The organism is Pseudomonas sp. HD57-3, assembly GCF_056113135.1.
Genome location: NZ_CM148568.1, coordinates 1643074 through 1659603 on the forward strand (window position 1 = coordinate 1643074; position 16530 = coordinate 1659603).

General features: G+C 62.8%; 15 protein-coding genes. 10 read left to right on the plus strand and 5 right to left on the minus strand.

Translation table 11 applies throughout. The features are described 5' to 3' along the window. The first annotated feature begins 80 nt into the window (after nt 1-80). From AC0R79_RS07380 to AC0R79_RS07390, 3 genes are all read left to right on the plus strand, one after another. Complete coding sequence (locus AC0R79_RS07380) at nt 81-803, plus strand: PA1041 family peptidoglycan-binding anchor lipoprotein (RefSeq protein ID WP_007952001.1); 723 nt, start codon at nt 81-83, stop codon at nt 801-803. 162 nt (nt 804-965) lie between these two features. Continuing rightward, nucleotides 966-1244 (plus strand): DUF1145 domain-containing protein, encoded by a 279-nt coding sequence (locus AC0R79_RS07385; protein WP_039771353.1) that lies wholly within the window; start codon nt 966-968, stop codon nt 1242-1244. After that, nucleotides 1237-1995, plus strand: a complete 759-nt coding sequence (locus AC0R79_RS07390; protein WP_375745762.1) for a collagen-like protein — start codon at nt 1237-1239, stop codon at nt 1993-1995. Before AC0R79_RS07385 ends, AC0R79_RS07390 begins: the two co-directional genes overlap by 8 nt. 128 nt (nt 1996-2123) lie before the next feature. Here AC0R79_RS07390 and AC0R79_RS07395 read toward each other — a convergent pair whose 3' ends face one another. Beyond that, complete coding sequence (locus tag AC0R79_RS07395; protein WP_474733902.1) at nt 2124-2588, minus strand: CopD family protein; 465 nt, start codon at nt 2586-2588, stop codon at nt 2124-2126. Between the two features lie 99 nt (nt 2589-2687). Here AC0R79_RS07395 and dinG point away from each other — a divergent pair, with 99 nt between their 5' ends. The 5 genes from dinG to pdxH all read left to right on the plus strand — a co-directional run bounded on the left by dinG (nt 2688) and on the right by pdxH (nt 10549). Next, nucleotides 2688-4832 carry an ATP-dependent DNA helicase DinG gene (dinG, locus tag AC0R79_RS07400; RefSeq protein ID WP_085605353.1) on the plus strand — a complete coding sequence of 715 codons (2145 nt, stop codon included), beginning with the start codon at nt 2688-2690 and terminating at the stop codon, nt 4830-4832. Between the two features lie 95 nt (nt 4833-4927). Continuing rightward, nucleotides 4928-7408 carry a beta-agarase gene (locus AC0R79_RS07405; protein WP_474733905.1) on the plus strand — a complete coding sequence of 827 codons (2481 nt, stop codon included), beginning with the start codon at nt 4928-4930 and terminating at the stop codon, nt 7406-7408. Between the two features lie 106 nt (nt 7409-7514). After that, nucleotides 7515-8660 (plus strand): serine hydrolase domain-containing protein, encoded by a 1146-nt coding sequence (locus tag AC0R79_RS07410; protein ID WP_474733907.1) that lies wholly within the window; start codon nt 7515-7517, stop codon nt 8658-8660. 113 nt (nt 8661-8773) lie between these two features. Beyond that, complete coding sequence (locus AC0R79_RS07415; RefSeq protein ID WP_085605356.1) at nt 8774-9877, plus strand: OmpA family protein; 1104 nt, start codon at nt 8774-8776, stop codon at nt 9875-9877. A gap of 24 nt (nt 9878-9901) precedes the next feature. Then, nucleotides 9902-10549, plus strand: coding sequence for a pyridoxamine 5'-phosphate oxidase (gene pdxH / locus AC0R79_RS07420; protein ID WP_474733909.1), 648 nt, complete (start codon nt 9902-9904; stop codon nt 10547-10549). A 5-nt stretch (nt 10550-10554) separates the two neighbouring features. Here pdxH and AC0R79_RS07425 read toward each other — a convergent pair whose 3' ends face one another. Then, nucleotides 10555-10791: a hypothetical protein gene (locus AC0R79_RS07425; RefSeq protein ID WP_474733911.1), complete on the minus strand. Its 237-nt coding sequence runs from the start codon at nt 10789-10791 to the stop codon at nt 10555-10557. Nucleotides 10792-10957: 166 nt separating this feature from the next. Here AC0R79_RS07425 and AC0R79_RS07430 point away from each other — a divergent pair, with 166 nt between their 5' ends. Further along, nucleotides 10958-11422, plus strand: coding sequence for an outer membrane lipoprotein (locus AC0R79_RS07430; RefSeq protein WP_007918566.1), 465 nt, complete (start codon nt 10958-10960; stop codon nt 11420-11422). A 134-nt stretch (nt 11423-11556) separates the two neighbouring features. Here the strand turns inward: AC0R79_RS07430 and nhaA are convergent, their stop codons facing one another. After that, nucleotides 11557-12741, minus strand: coding sequence for a Na+/H+ antiporter NhaA (gene nhaA / locus AC0R79_RS07435; RefSeq protein WP_375745770.1), 1185 nt, complete (start codon nt 12739-12741; stop codon nt 11557-11559). A gap of 246 nt (nt 12742-12987) precedes the next feature. Between nhaA and AC0R79_RS07440 the strand changes: the two genes are divergently transcribed. After that, nucleotides 12988-14082 carry a PLP-dependent cysteine synthase family protein gene (locus AC0R79_RS07440; protein ID WP_007959145.1) on the plus strand — a complete coding sequence of 365 codons (1095 nt, stop codon included), beginning with the start codon at nt 12988-12990 and terminating at the stop codon, nt 14080-14082. 66 nt (nt 14083-14148) lie between these two features. Here the strand turns inward: AC0R79_RS07440 and AC0R79_RS07445 are convergent, their stop codons facing one another. Then, nucleotides 14149-15762, minus strand: a complete 1614-nt coding sequence (locus AC0R79_RS07445) for an NAD(P)/FAD-dependent oxidoreductase (protein ID WP_179692437.1) — start codon at nt 15760-15762, stop codon at nt 14149-14151. 95 nt (nt 15763-15857) lie between these two features. Further along, nucleotides 15858-16511, minus strand: coding sequence for a COG3650 family protein (locus AC0R79_RS07450; RefSeq protein WP_127797130.1), 654 nt, complete (start codon nt 16509-16511; stop codon nt 15858-15860). Nucleotides 16512-16530: the final 19 nt, after the last annotated feature.

Sequence of the window (16530 nt, forward strand, 5' to 3'; positions counted from 1 at the left end):
ATCCGCGGCTTGTGCAGTCGCGGATGCGGGTCTTTACTCCTGTGTAACCGGTATGGGCCGGTGACACAGGAGCTTTAACGATGAGTGTTCTTACAAGGTCCGTCTTGCCGGTTCTGCTGCTGGGCAGCCTGTTGACCGGTTGCGCCACCCACAGCGATGGCACCGCTCCCCTCAATCAACGTACCTGGCCGATCTGCAGCCTTATTGGCGGACTGGTCGGCGGCGGTCTCGGCGCGCTCGAAAGTGGCGGCTGGGCCGGCGGTGGCGCTGCGCTGGGGATCCTCACCGGCGGATTGATCTGCTATGCCCAGGATGGCGATGAAGACGACGACGGCGTATTCGATCGCCGCGACCGTTGCCCCGATACCCCGGCCAATACCCCGGTCGACCACCGTGGCTGTCCGTTGCCGCAATACCCAGTCACCGAGAAACCCGCCGAACCGGCCCCGCAAACCGAAGTCATCACCCTCAACGATGCCGGCAACGTGCTGTTCGACTTCGACAAGTCCGATCTGAAACCGGCCGCGAAAAGTCAGCTGGACACGTTGATGGACAAACTGCGCAATGCCGACGTGGTGAGCATCAAGGTCATTGGTCACACCGACAGCAAGGGTTCGGATGCCTACAACCAGGCACTTTCGGAACGTCGTGCCAGCAGCGTGGCGGAGTATTTGCTGAGCCAGGGCCTGGCGCCGAACAAACTCACCAGTGAAGGGCGCGGCGAAAGTGAACCGGTCGCCGATAACAATACGGACGAAGGGCGTGCGCAGAACCGTCGGGTGGAACTGCACATCAATCGTTAGGATGAGTCTGTAGTCCGCAGGCTAGAGCTGTCGGTCGATGAACGTCATCGAACCGGCAGCCATCCGGCGGCGGTGCGGTTTTTTTCATTTTTCCCTCTGGCTTATCCCCTGCAGAAGCCGTTACTGTGCGCCCAAAGAATAATTCGCAACACGGGGGAGCGTATGAAGGTGTTCTGTGGGCTGGGGCGATTGTTGACCCTGCTGTTCTGCTGCGTGGTGCTGGCCAATCAGCTGGTGCCGTTTGTTCATCCGCTGCACCTGCTGGTCAATCTGGCGGGCGGTCTGCTGCTGGCGATCCACGTACTCGAAGTGCTGCTGTGCAACCGCAGTCTCAAGGGGCGTCCGCACCCTTGGCGTGATCGTGGCCGCATCCTGTTGTTCGGCGTTTTCCACCTGCAAACTATTCCGGCCCCGGCCGCTCCGGAGGCTTCCCATGCGTAAACTCTGCCTGCTCGCTGCATTCATCAGTCCCTTGGCCTGCGCCCAGGTGGTCAGCGTCGAAACCAACTCGCTGATGCGTCTGCCGAACACCGCCAGCACTCTGCAACTGGAGAAACTGGTGGTCGCCGATTACGGCACTCTGCTGATTCCTTCGAACGTGACCGAGCTGAGTGTCGGCGAATTGCAGCTGGGCCACGAAGCGCGCATCGCCATCGTGCCGGGCGAACAGGCGCTGGATCTGAAAGTCATCCGCGCCGAGCTTGCCGAAGGCAGCCGGATCACCGCCCGTGGCGCGCCTGGAACGTATGAAAAAGCCGCCCGCGCCGGGCGCAATCTGAATCTGCAATTCAAGGCGTTGAATGCGCCGAAACTGGTGGTCGATGCCCGAGGCGGCACCGGTGCGCCGGGTTTTGTCGGGCTCGATGGCGCCAACGGTCAGGAGCCGGGTTGCACCTGGGGTCAGGCGGGACACGGTTTTGATGGCAGCAACGGCAGCGATGGTCAGCCGGGTGCACCGGGCGCACTGGTGCGTCTTGAAGTGCCGCGCGAGTTTCCGGCCGAACTGATCAAGGTTGAAGTTGCCGGCGGTGCCGGTGGCCCGGCCGGTCCTGGCGGCAAGCCGGGGGCGGGTGGCAAGTCCAAGGGCTGCCTGGTCTATCGCGCCGATGGCGGCAAGAGTGGCAAGCCGGGGGCCGACGGTCAGCCGGGGCCTGCGGGTGCGGCGGGGTCTGTCACTGTACAGCGCCTGTAATCGTTTGTTTGATCGTTCCCACGCTCTGCGTGGGAATGTAGCCCGTGACGCTCCGCGTCACTGGACGCGGAGCGTCCCTTGAGGCATTCCCACGCGGAGCGTGGGAACGATCAGGTAAAACGCGCTTGTCAGAACGAGGGCCGCGCAGCGGCCAACGCCACCAGCACCACCCCGACCAGCAGATTGAAACCCACCACCTTGCGAATCCGCCCCAGCACTGCCGCACCCGCCGGCCAGTCCTTCGCCTGCACCGCCGTGCGCAATTCAGGCAGCATCAACGCCTGAATCCGGATGAACAGCGCGGTCATCACCACATACAGCCCCATCATCACCTGCACATAACGCGGCGCGTTATCGAAGGCGATGTGTTGCAGATGCAGCATGCCCACCCCGGTGACCGGCAGCAGAATCACCGCCCCCCATACCCAACGAAAAAAACCTTGAAACACTTCCACCCAGAGCGTCAGGCGCCCGGGACCGTCCAGTGCCTTCATCGCCGCAGGGCGCAGCACCATCCAGGCGAAAAACATGCCGCCGACCCACACCAGTGCGGCCAGTACATGGATGGGGTAAACGAGGCTAAAAGGTGTCATTGGGGTACTCCGATCTGCGCAGGATTGATTAGCGGGGTATGATAGCGGCCGATCCGAACCACTGAAAATTTATCCAGCGTTTTTTGCGCCCGACACTCAATGATCAGCACTGAACTCAAAACCACGATCCAGGGCGCCTACTCGCGTTTTCTAGAGGCCAAGAGCCTCAAACCGCGTTACGGCCAGCGCCTGATGATCGCTGAAGTCGCCAAAGTCCTCGGGGATATCGACACCGACGACGAAGGCCGGCGCAGTGGCGACCCCGCGATTGTCGCGGTGGAAGCCGGCACCGGTACCGGCAAGACCGTGGCCTACAGCCTGGCGGCGATCCCGACCGCCAAACTGGCCGGCAAGCGCCTGGTGATCGCCACCGCGACCGTCGCCCTGCAAGAGCAGATCGTCTACAAGGACTTGCCCGACCTGATGCGCAACAGCGGGCTGAACTTCAGCTTTGCGCTGGCCAAGGGCCGTGGCCGCTACATGTGCCTTTCCAAGCTCGACATGCTGTTGCAGGAAGGCCACGCGCAGACTGCCACCGCGCAGCTGTTCGAAGAAGAAGGCTTCAAGATCGAGGTCGATGAAGCCAGCCAGAAGCTGTTCACCAGCATGATCGAGAAGCTCGCCGGCAATAAATGGGACGGCGACCGCGACAGCTGGCCCAACGCGCTGGAAGACGCCGACTGGGCGCGCCTGACCACCGATCACAGCCAGTGCACCAACCGTCATTGCCCGAACTTCGGCCAGTGCGCCTTCTACAAGGCCCGCGAAGGCATGGGCAAGGTCGACGTGATCGTCACCAACCACGACATGGTACTGGCCGACCTGGCGCTGGGCGGCGGGGCAGTCTTGCCCGATCCGCGCGACACCATCTATGTGTTCGACGAAGGTCATCACCTGCCGGACAAGGCCATCGGCCACTTCGCCCATTACACGCGCCTGCGTTCCACCGCCGACTGGCTGGAAACCACCGCCAAGAACCTCACCAAACTGCTGGCCCAGCACCCGTTGCCGGGCGATCTCGGCAAGCTGATCGAGCAGGTGCCGGAGCTGGCGCGGGAGATCAAGACCCAGCAGCAATTCATGTTCACCGCCTGCGAACAGATCGCCGATTTCAAACCCGGTGAAGACGTCGAAGGCCGCGAGCGCCCGCGTCATCGCTTCATCGGCGGGGTGATTCCCGAGCACATGCGCGAGATGGGGATCGAGCTGAAAAAAGGCTTCTCCCGCCTCAACGACCTGTTCACCCGCCTGACCGATTTGCTCAAGGAAGGCATGGACGGCGAGGTCAACATCGGCATCGCCAGCAACCAGGCCGAAGAGTGGTATCCACTGTTCGGCAGCCTGTTGTCCCGTGCTTCCGGCAACTGGGAGCTGTGGACCGCGTTCACCGCCGAAGACCCGGAAGACAACCCGCCGATGGCCCGCTGGCTGACCCTGGCCGAAAGCGGTTCTCTGTTCGACATCGAGGTCAACGCCAGCCCGATCCTCGCCGCCGAAACCCTGCGCCGCAGCCTGTGGAACGTGGCCTATGGCTGTCTGGTGACCTCCGCGACCTTGACCGCCCTCGGCACGTTCGACCGTTTCCGCATGCGTGCTGGTCTGCCGAAAAAAGCTGTCACCGCCGTAGTGCCCAGCCCGTTCCATCACGCCGACGCGGGTGTATTGCGGGTGCCGGACCTGAAAGCCGACCCGCGCGATGCCGCCGCCCACACCGCTGCGATCATCCGCGATCTGCCGGAACTGGTCGAAGGCTCGCGCGGCAGTCTGGTGCTGTTCTCGTCGCGCAAACAGATGCAGGACGTGTTCGACGGCCTCGACCGCGATTGGCGCAAGCAAGTGTTCATTCAAGGCAACCTGTCGAAACAGGAAACCCTGAACAAGCACAAGGCGCGGGTCGATGGCGGTGATTCCAGCGTGCTGTTCGGCCTCGCCAGTTTCGCCGAGGGCGTGGACTTGCCCGGCGCCTACTGCGAACACGTGGTGATCGCCAAGATCCCGTTCTCGGTGCCGGACGATCCGGTCGAAGCCGCATTGTCGGAATGGATCGAAGCCCGGGGCGGCAATCCGTTCATGGAAATCTCGGTGCCCGACGCCTCGCTAAAGCTGGTCCAGGCCTGCGGCCGTCTGCTGCGCACCGAAGAAGACCGCGGCACTATCACCTTGCTGGATCGGCGGCTGGTCACCCAGCGCTACGGCAAGGCGATCCTCAATGCGTTGCCTCCTTTCCGTCGTGAAATATCCTGAGACATCGGTGGGCAGTTTTGCCCGCCGCGCTGTCTATCTCTCTGCTATTGCTTTTCCATTGGCCCTCGTGGGTCGTTAGGGAGAAATCCGTTCTCATGATTCGTCGTTCGTTGCCTGCCATTTTTGCCCTGGTTTTCGCTGCGCCTTTATTCGCGGCACCTGCCGGCCAGCAGACCCTGTTCAACTTTGTCCGCCCCGCCGATGTGGTGAAAGTGGCGACCGAAAACGCTGACTTGCCGCAAGCCAACGCCGAACAGACCCCGGAAGGTGAAGTGCTGCGCCGGGTGACGTTCAATCCGACGGCCCGTCCGACCTTGCGTCTGTCCCCGCAGACGGGTGCCTGGGACTGGTCGCAGTCCGGCATGATGAGCCTGCGCATCCAGAGCGCGATGAACTGGGCCGTGACCGTCTACGTACAAATCCAGAGCAACGACGGCAAGACTCTGGTCAGCCGCGTTGACCTGCCGGCGGGCCCGGCGCAGACATTGCTCGTGCCGTTGACCGCGACCTCGCCACTGAGCCAGGGCATGAAAGCCGGGCCGGTGATGCCAATGACGATCGATGGGCAGCGCATCCTGCTGGCCAGCAGCAGCGGTGAGCTGGATCGCAGCCAGGTGGTTTCGGTCAGCCTGTCGATGGATCAGCCGAAAGCCGCGCAAAGTCTGCTGCTTGAGCGCTTTGGCGTACAGGACGAGGGCGAGGTGATCAAATCCGCCTACGGCAATCTGGTGGATGCCTATGGCCAGTCGACTCGCGGCAAGTGGCCGGAAAAAGTCGCCAATGACGAGCAACTGAAATCCGCTGCCGCCAAAGAACAGCAACAACTGAACACCTGGCTGGCCGAGCGCGAAAAGTCGTCGCTGGACAAGTTCGGCGGCTGGAGCAAAGGCCCGGCGTTCAAGGCCAGCGGTTTCTTCCGCACCGAAAAACGTGACGGCCGCTGGTATCTGGTGACGCCCGAGGGCCATCCGTTCTATTCCCTCGGTGTGAACACGGTCAGCCCGGAGGTCAACCAGACCTACGTGGCCGGCCGCGAGTACATGTTCGAATCCCTGCCAAAACCGGGAGAGCCGCTGGCCAGCCACTTCGGCGAAGGCGACAACCGTGGCGGCAACGGTGTCGATCAGGGTCGTGGCTACAACTTCGGTCGCTGGTACGACTTCTACGGCGCCAACCTTCAGCGTCTGTATGGCGAGCCATGCACCCCGGACAGCGGCAACAAGGCCGGAGTGGCCGAAGCCGCCAAGGCCGGGGCTGTCGAAGAAGCCGCGACCAATGCCAGTGCACCGGTCGCCGCCTCCGAGCAGCCGAAAGCCGGGGTCGCCGAGTCGGCAGCCACCAGCGGGCAAAGCGTTGCGAAGCCGTGCACGAACACGGTCGACGAGCAAAAGTGGGCCAGCCACACCCTTGATCGTCTGCAAGCCTGGGGCTTCAACACGGTCGGTAACTGGAGCGCGCCTGTCCTCGGTGACGCCGAGCGCATGCCGTACACCTTGCCGCTGTCGATTGTCGGCGATTACACCAGCATCAGCACCGGCACCGACTGGTGGGGCGGCATGCCTGACCCGTTCGATCCGCGTTTCGCCATGGCCACCGAACGCGCCGTGGCGATTGCCGCCCGTGATCATCGCGATGATCCGTGGCTGATCGGCTACTTCGCCGACAACGAGCTGGCCTGGGCCGGCCCCGGTGATGATCCGAAATCCCGTTACGCGCTGGCCTACGGCACCTTGAAAATGACCACCGACGTTCCGGCCAAGCGCGCGTTCCTCAAGCAGTTACGCGACAAGTACCGCAATCAGGCGGGGCTGTCGAAGGCCTGGGGCATTGATCTGCCGGCATGGGAGTTGATGGAAGACCCGGGTTTCGAAGCGCCGCTGCCGAATCCGGAGCATCCGGAAATCGAGGCCGACTTCAAATACTTCCAGAAGGTGTTCGCCGACACCTACTTCAAGACCATTTCCGACTCGCTGAAATGGCACGCGCCGAACCAGTTGCTGCTTGGCGGCCGTTTTGCCACCAGCACCCCGGAAGCCGTGGCGTCCTGCGCCCAGTATTGCGACGTGCTGAGCTTCAACATGTACACCCTGCAACCGCAGGACGGTTATGACTTCGCCGCGCTGCGCAGCCTCGACAAACCGGTGCTGATTACCGAATTCAACTTCGGTTCGACCGATCGCGGTCCGTTCTGGGGCGGCGTGACCCCGTTGAGCAAGGAAGAAGACCGCGGCCCGGCCTATGCCAACTTCCTCAAGCAGGCGATGAGCGAGCCGTCGATTGTCGGCGTGCACTGGTTCCAGTATCTGGATCAACCGGTGACCGGGCGTCTGCTCGATGGCGAAAACGGCCACTTTGGTCTGGTTGGCGTCACCGATCTGCCGTTCCAGGGTTTTGTCGAAGCGGTACGCAAGAGCAATCTGGCGACCGTCGATCAGTTGAACAAAGAGACGCAGAAAGCGGCTGCCGCAGCGGACAAGACCGGCCACGAAGCCGAAGGCGGCCGCAAGGCAGACGCCGGCAAAGGCCCGGGGCAGGGGGCTGGCCATACCGGCGGGCATTCGGGCAACGGTCACTGATCGTTACGAAACCTGAAGACCGCCCGGCCCGCAGCGGTTCCCAAAACCCTCACGGGCTGGAACAATGCGGGCCACTTTGTAGAGCGTTTTCGCGGGGGAGTTGCGGGTGCAGATTCAGGGACATTACGAGCTTCAATTCGAAGCGGTGCGCGAAGCTTTCGCCGCACTGTTCGACGATCCCCAGGAACGCGGCGCCGCGTTGTGCATCCGGGTCGGCGGGGAAACCGTCCTCGACCTCTGGTCCGGCACCGCCGACAAGGACGGCGCCGAGGCCTGGCACAGCGACACCATCGCCAACCTGTTCTCCTGCACCAAGACCTTCACCGCCGTCACCGCGCTGCAACTGGTTGCCGAAGGCAAGTTGCAGCTCGATGCGCCGGTCGCCCGTTACTGGCCGGAATTCGCCGCCGCCGGCAAGGAATTCGTCACCCTGCGCCAACTACTTTGCCATCAGGCCGGTCTGCCGGCCCTGCGCGAGTTGCTGGCGCCGGAAGCGCTGTATGACTGGCAAACTATGGTCGACGCCCTCGCGGCCGAAGCACCGTGGTGGACGCCGGGCACCGGTCATGGCTATGCCGCGATCACCTACGGCTGGCTGATCGGCGAATTGCTGCGGCGCGCCGACGGTCGCGGGCCGGGGGAATCGATTGTGGCGCGGGTTGCCAAACCGCTGGGGCTGGATTTCCATGTCGGTCTGGCCGACGAAGAGTTTCATCGCGTGGCGCACATTGCGCGGGGCAAGGGCAACACCGGTGACGCCGCTGCCCAGCGCCTGCTGCAAGTGACCATGCGCGAGCCGACGGCCATGACCACCCGGGCCTTCACCAATCCCCCGTCGGTGCTCACCAGCACCAACAAGCCGGAGTGGCGCCGCATGCAGCAACCGGCAGCCAACGGCCACGGCAATGCACGCAGCCTGGCCGGGTTTTACGCTGGTCTGCTCGACGGCAGCCTGCTGGAAAGCGAAATGCTCGAAGAACTGACCCGCGAACACAGCCTCGGCGAGGACAAGACCTTGCTGACCCGCACCCGTTTCGGTCTCGGTTGCATGCTCGATCAACCCGACGTGCCGAACGCCACTTACGGCCTCGGCCCGCGTGCATTCGGCCATCCGGGTGCGGGCGGTTCCATCGGTTTTGCTGATCCGGAGCACGATGTGGCCTTCGGATTTGTGACAAATACCCTGGGGCCGTACGTCTTGATGGATCCGCGCGCGCAGAAGCTGGCGCGGGTACTTGCCACTTGTCTGTAAAGCATCGTCCGAGGTTCCAGGGCCGGAACCTCATGGCGAATATCGTTTCAAAGCGTCTGTTTATCCGGGCGAAAGTCCTCTGATTGTTCACTACTTCTTTTTGTGGGTTTCCAATGTCGTCCAAACAAACTCTCGCCCTGGCCCTGTGTTTCGCAATCACCGGTTGTGCACAGACTCCGAAGAACGATGCCGATGGCGGCAGCTGGTGGCCGTTCGGTTCTTCCGACAAAGTCGCAGCCAAGGAGCCGGCTCCGGCGCCTGCGCCGTTGAAACCGGCCGCTACCGCGCCTGTGGCCAAGGCCGAGAGCAGCAGCCCGTGGTACTGGCCGTTTGGCTCGGACGACTCGGCGGCCAAGGCTGAAGTGAAAGCTGAAGCCAAACCCGAAGCCAAGCCGGTCGAAGTTGCCAAGGCCGAGGCCGACAAGGGTGGCAAATGGTGGTGGCCGTTCGGCGGCAAGGAGCAGGACACGGCCAAAGTCGTGCCGATGCCCGACCCGAAAGTGACTCAGGCCTGGCTGGATGACTACGAGCCGCGCCTGCGCACCGCGATCAAGGACAGCAACCTGCAACTCGAGCGCCGTGAAAACGTGCTGGTCGTGACCGCGCCGGTGGAAGGCTCGTTCAACCCGGATCGGCCGGCGATGCTGCTGCCAGTGACCCTCGGCCCGTTCACCCGTGTGGCGAAAATCCTTGAAGCCGACCCGAAAACCGCCGTGCTGGTACTCGGTCACAGCGACACCACCGGCGCCGCTCCGGCCAACGTCAAGTTGAGCCAGGAACGCGCCCAGGCCGTGGCGGCGATTTTCCGCCTCAGCGGTCTGCAGCGTGATCGCCTGATGCTGCGCGGCATGGGTTCCGAAGCGCCGCGTGCCGCCAACGACAGCGTTGAAGGCCGTGCCCTGAACCGTCGTGTCGAACTGCTGGTGACGCCGCAGAACACCATGGTCGCGCTACTGAGCAAGTACAACATGCCGGCACCGAAGCCAGTGACCATGGTCGCTGCCCAGGACGTCAAGCCTGCCGCCAAACCGGTAACCCCGGCGCCGGCTGCTAAGAAAGCCGCTGTACCGGCCACCAAAAAGGCACCGGCCAAGAAAGCTGCTGCCAAGGCTCCAGCGAAGAAGGCCCCGGCCAAGGCTCCGGCGAAAAAGACCGCGCCCGCCAAAGCCGCCGCAACCGACAAGAAAGTCGCTGCGACCGATACCACCAAAAAGTGATCCGCTAACGAAAAGGAATGCGCCGTGACCCAGTCTCTGGCAGATATGCGTCGTGATTACACCCGGGACGGCCTGACCGAGGCGCAAGCCCCGGCCGAGCCCTTTGCGTTGTTTCACCAGTGGTTTGCCGAAGCGGTGAAAACCGAACAGGCGCCAGTGGAAGCCAACGCGATGACCCTGGCCACGGTGGATGCGGACGGCCGTCCGCATTGCCGCATTCTGCTGCTCAAAGGGCTGGACGAGCAGGGCTTCACCTTCTTCACCAACTACGAAAGTGCCAAGGGCCAGCATCTGGCGGCGAACCCGTTCGCTGCCATGACGTTCTTCTGGCCGACCCTGGAGCGCCAGGTACGGATCGAAGGGCGGGTGGTGAAGGTCACGCCTGAAGAGTCCGACGCTTACTATCAGGTGCGACCGCTGGGCAGCCGTCTCGGCGCTTGGGCCTCACCGCAGAGCCGGGTGATCAACGGCCGGGGTGAACTGGAAGATTTGCTGAAAGCCACCGAACAGCGCTTCACCGACACTCAGCCCGATTGTCCGGAACACTGGGGAGGCTACCGTTTGCACCCCGAGCGCATCGAGTTCTGGCAGGGTCGCGCGAGCCGTCTGCACGATCGCCTCAACTACCGTGTGCAGGGCGCCGACTGGATTCTTGAACGTCTGGCACCCTAAGCAGTCTACCGAGCGGGATAGCCTGCCGCAGCGGCCTCAAGCCACTTCGTCAGGTCCCGGCGCTTGATCTTCTGCGCCTGAGCCTGCTTCAGCCGTTCGAGCATGAAGGCGCGTTTGCCTTCGTCCTTGCCGGCCAGTGACAGGGCCAGATCGCGATCCATCCAGCGTTTGATCCGCACATACAGCCACCAGTGGAAGTACAGACCGGCGGCGGTGGTGACGACAATGATGAAGTAATCCATGGAAATCCTTGGGTCGGCGGCGCAGGAAACGGATTTTGGCGCTACTGTTGGGTGAGTTCGCGGGTGCCTGTACCGGGCCTGAATGAAAGCAACTTTATCCGGGCGACGCCGTGACAGGCGTCAAGCTGCGGAGTTTAATGAATACCTGTCCTTTGGAGTTGATGCTATGCGTAAGTCTGTTCTGCTGGTTGCTTCCTTTTCCACGATGGCGATGTTGCTGACCGGCTGCCAGTCGAGCCTGACCGGTGACTCCTACTCCCGTGACGAAGCGCGTCGCGTGCAGACGATTCGCATGGGCACCATCGAATCCCTGCGTCCGGTGAAAATCGAAGGCACCAAGACCCCGATCGGCGGCCTCGCCGGTGCAGCGGTGGGCGGTGTCGGCGGCAGCGCCATCGGCGGCGGCAAAGGCAGCATCGTTGCAGCCGTTATCGGTGCCGTGGCCGGCGGCCTGATCGGTTCGGCCACTGAAGAAGGCCTGACCCGCACTCAAGGCGTTGAAATCACCGTGCGCGAAGACGACGGCAGCATGCGCGCCTATGTGCAGCAAGTGCAGGAGAATGAAGTGTTCCGCGTGGGTGAGCGGGTGCGGATTTCGACTGTTGGCGGGACCAGCCGCGTTTCGCACTAAGCGCAAACGAGCGGTAAAAGAAAACCCCGATCAGGTGACTGGTCGGGGTTTTTTATTGGTTTCCGGCATCAACGAAGCAGGAAAATCGTGGTTGCAGGACGCGTCTCTGAATACGTGGGGATTGTTCGCTACGGCTATCGCAGCGCGGTGTTCTTTCTGCTCGCCGCCAACGTCACCGCATAACCAATCAATGCCGCAAACACTGAACCTGTGAGAATGCCCATCCGGTCCATCCCGGCGTATTCACTGGCGCCCGGCACGAAGGCGAGGGAGCCGACAAACAGGCTCATGGTGAAGCCGATCCCGCAGAGGATCGCCACGCCCAACACTTGGCCCCAATTGGCGCCTTGGGGCAGGGCGGCGATGCCGGTCTTGACGGCGAGCCAGGTCAGGCCGAACACGCCGATGGTCTTGCCCAGCAGCAGGCCGACGGCGATGCCCATCGGCACGTGGTGGGTGAAGCTTTCGGCGGTTACGCCGGTCAGCGACAGGCCGGCGTTGGCGAAGGCGAACAGCGGCAGAATGCCGTAGGCGACCCATGGGTGCAGCGCGTGTTCGAGGGCCAGCAGTGGCGAAGGCTCGGCGTTTTTGGTGCGAAGCGGGATGCAGAACGCCAGGGTCACGCCGGCCAGCGTCGCGTGGACGCCGCTCTTGAGCACGCAGACCCAGAGGATCAGACCAATGATCATGTACGGCCCGAGCTTGACCACGCCGAGCCGGTTCATCGCCACCAGCGCCGCGATGCACGCCGCCGCGAGGCCCAGCGACAGGGTCGAGAGCTCGCCGGAATAGAAGATCGCGATAATCACGATGGCACCGAGGTCATCGATGATCGCCAATGTCATCAGGAACAGCTTCAGCGACACCGGTACGCGCTTGCCGAGCAAGGCCAGTACGCCGAGGGCGAAGGCGATGTCGGTGGCGGTCGGAATCGCCCAGCCGTCGAGGGCGGCGGGGTTGTCACGATTGAGGAACCAGTAGATCAGCGCCGGCACCAGCATGCCGCCGATGGCCGCCGCACCGGGCAGGACGATCTGCGACGGTTTCGACAACTGGCCGTCGAGCACTTCGCGCTTCACTTCCAGGCCGATCAGCAGGAAAAACAGCGCCATCAGGCCGTCGTTGATCCACAGCAGCAGTGGCTTGGCGATCTTCAACGCGCCGATCTGCGCCACCACCGGGGTATCGAGCAGGCCGCTGTACAACCACGACAGCGGCGAGTTGTTGATGATTAGAGCCAGGATGGCCGCGGCGATCAGTAACAGACCGCTGGCAGCTTCCAACTGAAAGAAACGCGTGAAAGTGCTACGCAGAGGCAAGGTCGCTCTCCATCGATAAAGTCAAAAGGTGGCACACCCTAACCCGTACCGTTAGTTGTTAAAACAAAAGTTATATTCTTTTTTGTTATATGCGGTTACAGAGCGCCAGGCCGACGTGCAGCAGAGCCTAGCAGTTGCCCAAGGGATTGAAGCTCAGCTGTATCTGTCGGTGCCGTGGGATTTTTCCTAAGCTTGGGGGCTGAGCCTGTGAAGGCACTTCTGCCCGATTCAACGAGATCAACAGCCATGAGCGACAACCGACAGTGGGCCCGCGAAGCCATCCGGATCATCGAAGCGGACTTCCAGCGCAGCGCCGACACCCACCTGATCCCCTTGCCGCTGCCGGGGTTCCCGGGCATCGAGTTGTATTTCAAGGACGAGTCCAGCCACCCGACCGGCAGCCTTAAGCATCGGCTGGCGCGTTCGCTGTTTCTCTACGCCTTGTGTAACGGCTGGCTCAAACCCGGCGCGCCGGTGATCGAGGCGTCCAGCGGTTCGACGGCGATTTCCGAGGCGTACTTCGCGCGGATGCTCGGCCTGCCGTTCATTGCGGTGATGCCGGCGACCACTTCCAAGGAGAAGATCGCGCAGATCGCGTTCTACGGTGGCCAGAGTCATCTGGTGGACGATCCGACCCAGATCTACGCCGAATCCGAACGCCTGGCCCGCGAGCACGACGGTCACTTCATCGACCAGTTCACCTACGCCGAACGCGCCACCGACTGGCGTGCGAACAACAACATCGCCGAGTCGATCTTCCAGCAGATGCGCTACGAGCAGCATCCATGCCCGGCCTGGCTGATTTCCAGCCCCGGCACCGGCGGCACCACCGCGACCCTCGGTCGTTACGTGCGTTATCGCCAGCACTGCACCCGCGTGCTGTGCGCCGATGCCGAGCGTTCGGTGTTCTTCGACTTTTACCAGACCGGCGACGCCAGTTTGCGTCTGGACCACGGTTCGCGGATCGAAGGCATCGGCCGGCCACGGGTGGAGGCGTCTTTCCTGCCCAAGGTGATCGATGCGATGGTCAAGGTGCCGGATGCGTTGTCGCTGGCGGCCATGCATTATCTGGCGCAGCGTCTGGGGCGGCATGTGGGCGGGTCGAGCGGGACCAACCTGATCGGCGCGCTGATGGCGGCGCAGCAGATGAAAGCGGCGGGGGAGTCGGGCTCGATCGTGGCGATCCTGTGCGATGGCGGCGAGCGCTATGCGGACACCTACTACGATCAGGCGTGGCTCAAGGCGCAGGGCTATGAGCTGGATGGATTGATAGCGGCTGTGGCGGCGAGTGCCGAACGGGGTGAGGCGCTGCCGGCCTCGGTTCTGCGCGCCAATATCTGACGCCGAAAACGACTGTGGGAGCGAATTCGCTCCCACAGTTTTTTGCAGTGTTTCAGGTCGTGCAGATCAGTCTTTCAGACCGAGAATGTCACGCGCCACTGCTTCCGCAATCCGAATCCCGTCAACACCCGCCGACAGAATCCCGCCCGCATAACCCGCGCCTTCACCGGCCGGGAACAGACCTTTGACGTTCATGCTCTGCAGCGTCTCGTTACGCGTGATGCGCAACGGCGAAGAGGTGCGGGTCTCGATCCCGGTCAGCACGGCGTCGTGCAGCGAGTAACCGCGAATCTGCTTCTCGAACGCCGGCAACGCTTCACGAATCGCTTCGATGGCAAAGTCCGGCAGGGCCAGGGCCAGATCGCCCAGCGCTACACCGGGTTTGTACGACGGCTCGACTTCGCCCAGTTCGGTCGAAGGAATGTCGTTGATGAAGTCGCCAACCAGTTGCGCCGGCGCCTTGTAGTCGCTGCCGCCGAGGATGAACGCGTGGGACTCCAGACGTTCCTGCAACTCGATCCCGGCCAGCGGGCCGCCCGGATAATCGACTTCCGGGGTGATGCCGACGACGATGCCGGAGTTGGCGTTGCGCTCGTTACGCGAGTACTGGCTCATACCGTTGGTGACCACACGGTTCGGCTCGGAAGTCGCCGCCACCACGGTGCCGCCCGGGCACATGCAGAAACTGTAGACCGAACGGCCGTTCTTGGCGTGGTGCACCAGTTTGTAGTCGGCAGCGCCGAGTTTCGGGTGACCAGCGTATTTGCCCAGACGCGCGCGGTCGATCAGCGATTGCGGGTGCTCGATCCGGAAGCCCACCGAGAACGGCTTGGCTTCCATGAACACGCCACGGCTGTGGAGCATGCGGAAGGTGTCGCGGGCACTGTGGCCGAGGGCCAGGACCACGTGTTTCGAATGCAGGGTTTCGCCGCTGGCCAGCTCGACGCCGACCAGTTGGCCGTCTTCGATCAGCACGTCGGTGACGCGCTCCTGGAAGCGTACTTCGCCACCCAGTGCGCGAATCTCTTCACGCATGGTCTCGACCATGCCGGTCAGACGGAACGTACCGATGTGCGGCTTGCTGACGTAGAGGATTTCTTCCGGCGCGCCGGCCTTCACGAATTCGTGCAGCACCTTGCGGCCGAGGAATTTCGGGTCCTTGATCTGGCTGTACAGCTTGCCGTCGGAGAACGTGCCCGCGCCGCCTTCGCCAAACTGCACGTTGGACTCTGGGTTGAGCACGCTTTTGCGCCACAGGCCCCAGGTGTCCTTGGTGCGCTGGCGTACTTCGGTGCCGCGTTCGAGGATGATCGGCTTGAAGCCCATCTGTGCCAGCAGCAGGCCGGCGAAGATCCCGCAAGGGCCAAAACCGACCACGATCGGGCGCTGGCTCAGGTCGCTCGGCGCCTGGCCGACGAATTTGTAGCTGACATCCGGCGCCACGTTGACGTTACGGTCGTCGGCGAACTTGCCCAGCACTTTGGCCTCGTCGCGCACTTCGAGGTCGATGGTGTAGATGAAGCACAGTTCGGAGGACTTTTTGCGCGCATCGTAGCTGCGCTTGAACAAGGTGAAATCGAGCAGGTCATCGCTGGCAATGCCCAGGCGTTGCACGATGGCAGCGCGCAGGTCTTCGTCGGGATGGTCGATCGGCAGCTTGAGTTCAGTGATTCGTAACATGACAGGATCCGGTTCGCGGGGCGCACAACTGCGCCAGGGCGTTTGAAGGCGGCGATTATAAGCCGCATCGGCCGGATCCCGTGAGGGTAAAACGATCAGTCGTTACGCGAACCGCCGAAATACCCGCAACCGCGCTGTACGTTGCCATCGATACGCAACTCGGCGCTCATGTGCTGCACGCTGCCGGTGCTGCTGTCGACGCAGCGCTGCGGTGCCACCCACAGTTCGATACGCTGGTTGTTGGCTTCGCTGCTGAGGTTGAAACGACCGTCGCCCAGTTGCTCTTCGACGTAGGGCACGGCGAGCGGTGGCTGACCTTCGCGGTCGATGACCAGGCCCTTGCCGCTGACTTTTACGTTCCATTCCGGGCCATGGCCGGCGGCGCGCAGGATCAGCTGTTTGAAGTTGGGATCGTCGCAGGCGGTGCCGGAGCGTTCGACACGGTACAACTGGGTCAGGTCGAGGCGGTCGCCGGCGATCTTGCCGCGCACGTCGGCAAACAGCTTGCCCTGTTGATCGGCCAACGTAGCGGCCTCTTGCAGGACGCTGGTGCCGCCGATGTCATTGACCACGTACTGGCGCTGCTCGCCGCAGGCCTGGAACACCAGTTTGCCGTCGGCAGCGGTCAGTTGCCCCTGCATCCGCGTCTGGCCGACGTGGGAGGCGCTTTCCCGCGCACCATCGAACAATTGGCATGCGGCAAACAACGGGAGCAGGGCAACAACGATCAGGGAACGGGCAACACGCATCTTTGGCTCTCCAGACAAG

Bases quoted from the DNA above. Each gene is read 5' to 3' on its own strand.
- AC0R79_RS07380 (WP_007952001.1), top strand. From the start codon at position 81: ATGAGTGTTCTTACAAGGTCCGTCTTGCCGGTTCTGCTGCTGGGCAGC.
- AC0R79_RS07385 (WP_039771353.1), top strand. From the start codon at position 966: ATGAAGGTGTTCTGTGGGCTGGGGCGATTGTTGACCCTGCTGTTCTGC.
- AC0R79_RS07390 (WP_375745762.1), top strand. From the start codon at position 1,237: ATGCGTAAACTCTGCCTGCTCGCTGCATTCATCAGTCCCTTGGCCTGC.
- AC0R79_RS07395 (WP_474733902.1), bottom strand. From the start codon at position 2,588: ATGACACCTTTTAGCCTCGTTTACCCCATCCATGTACTGGCCGCACTG.
- dinG (WP_085605353.1), top strand. From the start codon at position 2,688: ATGATCAGCACTGAACTCAAAACCACGATCCAGGGCGCCTACTCGCGT.
- AC0R79_RS07405 (WP_474733905.1), top strand. From the start codon at position 4,928: ATGATTCGTCGTTCGTTGCCTGCCATTTTTGCCCTGGTTTTCGCTGCG.
- AC0R79_RS07415 (WP_085605356.1), top strand. From the start codon at position 8,774: ATGTCGTCCAAACAAACTCTCGCCCTGGCCCTGTGTTTCGCAATCACC.
- AC0R79_RS07425 (WP_474733911.1), bottom strand. From the start codon at position 10,791: ATGGATTACTTCATCATTGTCGTCACCACCGCCGCCGGTCTGTACTTC.
- AC0R79_RS07430 (WP_007918566.1), top strand. From the start codon at position 10,958: ATGCGTAAGTCTGTTCTGCTGGTTGCTTCCTTTTCCACGATGGCGATG.
- AC0R79_RS07440 (WP_007959145.1), top strand. From the start codon at position 12,988: ATGAGCGACAACCGACAGTGGGCCCGCGAAGCCATCCGGATCATCGAA.
- AC0R79_RS07445 (WP_179692437.1), bottom strand. From the start codon at position 15,762: ATGTTACGAATCACTGAACTCAAGCTGCCGATCGACCATCCCGACGAA.
- AC0R79_RS07450 (WP_127797130.1), bottom strand. From the start codon at position 16,511: ATGCGTGTTGCCCGTTCCCTGATCGTTGTTGCCCTGCTCCCGTTGTTT.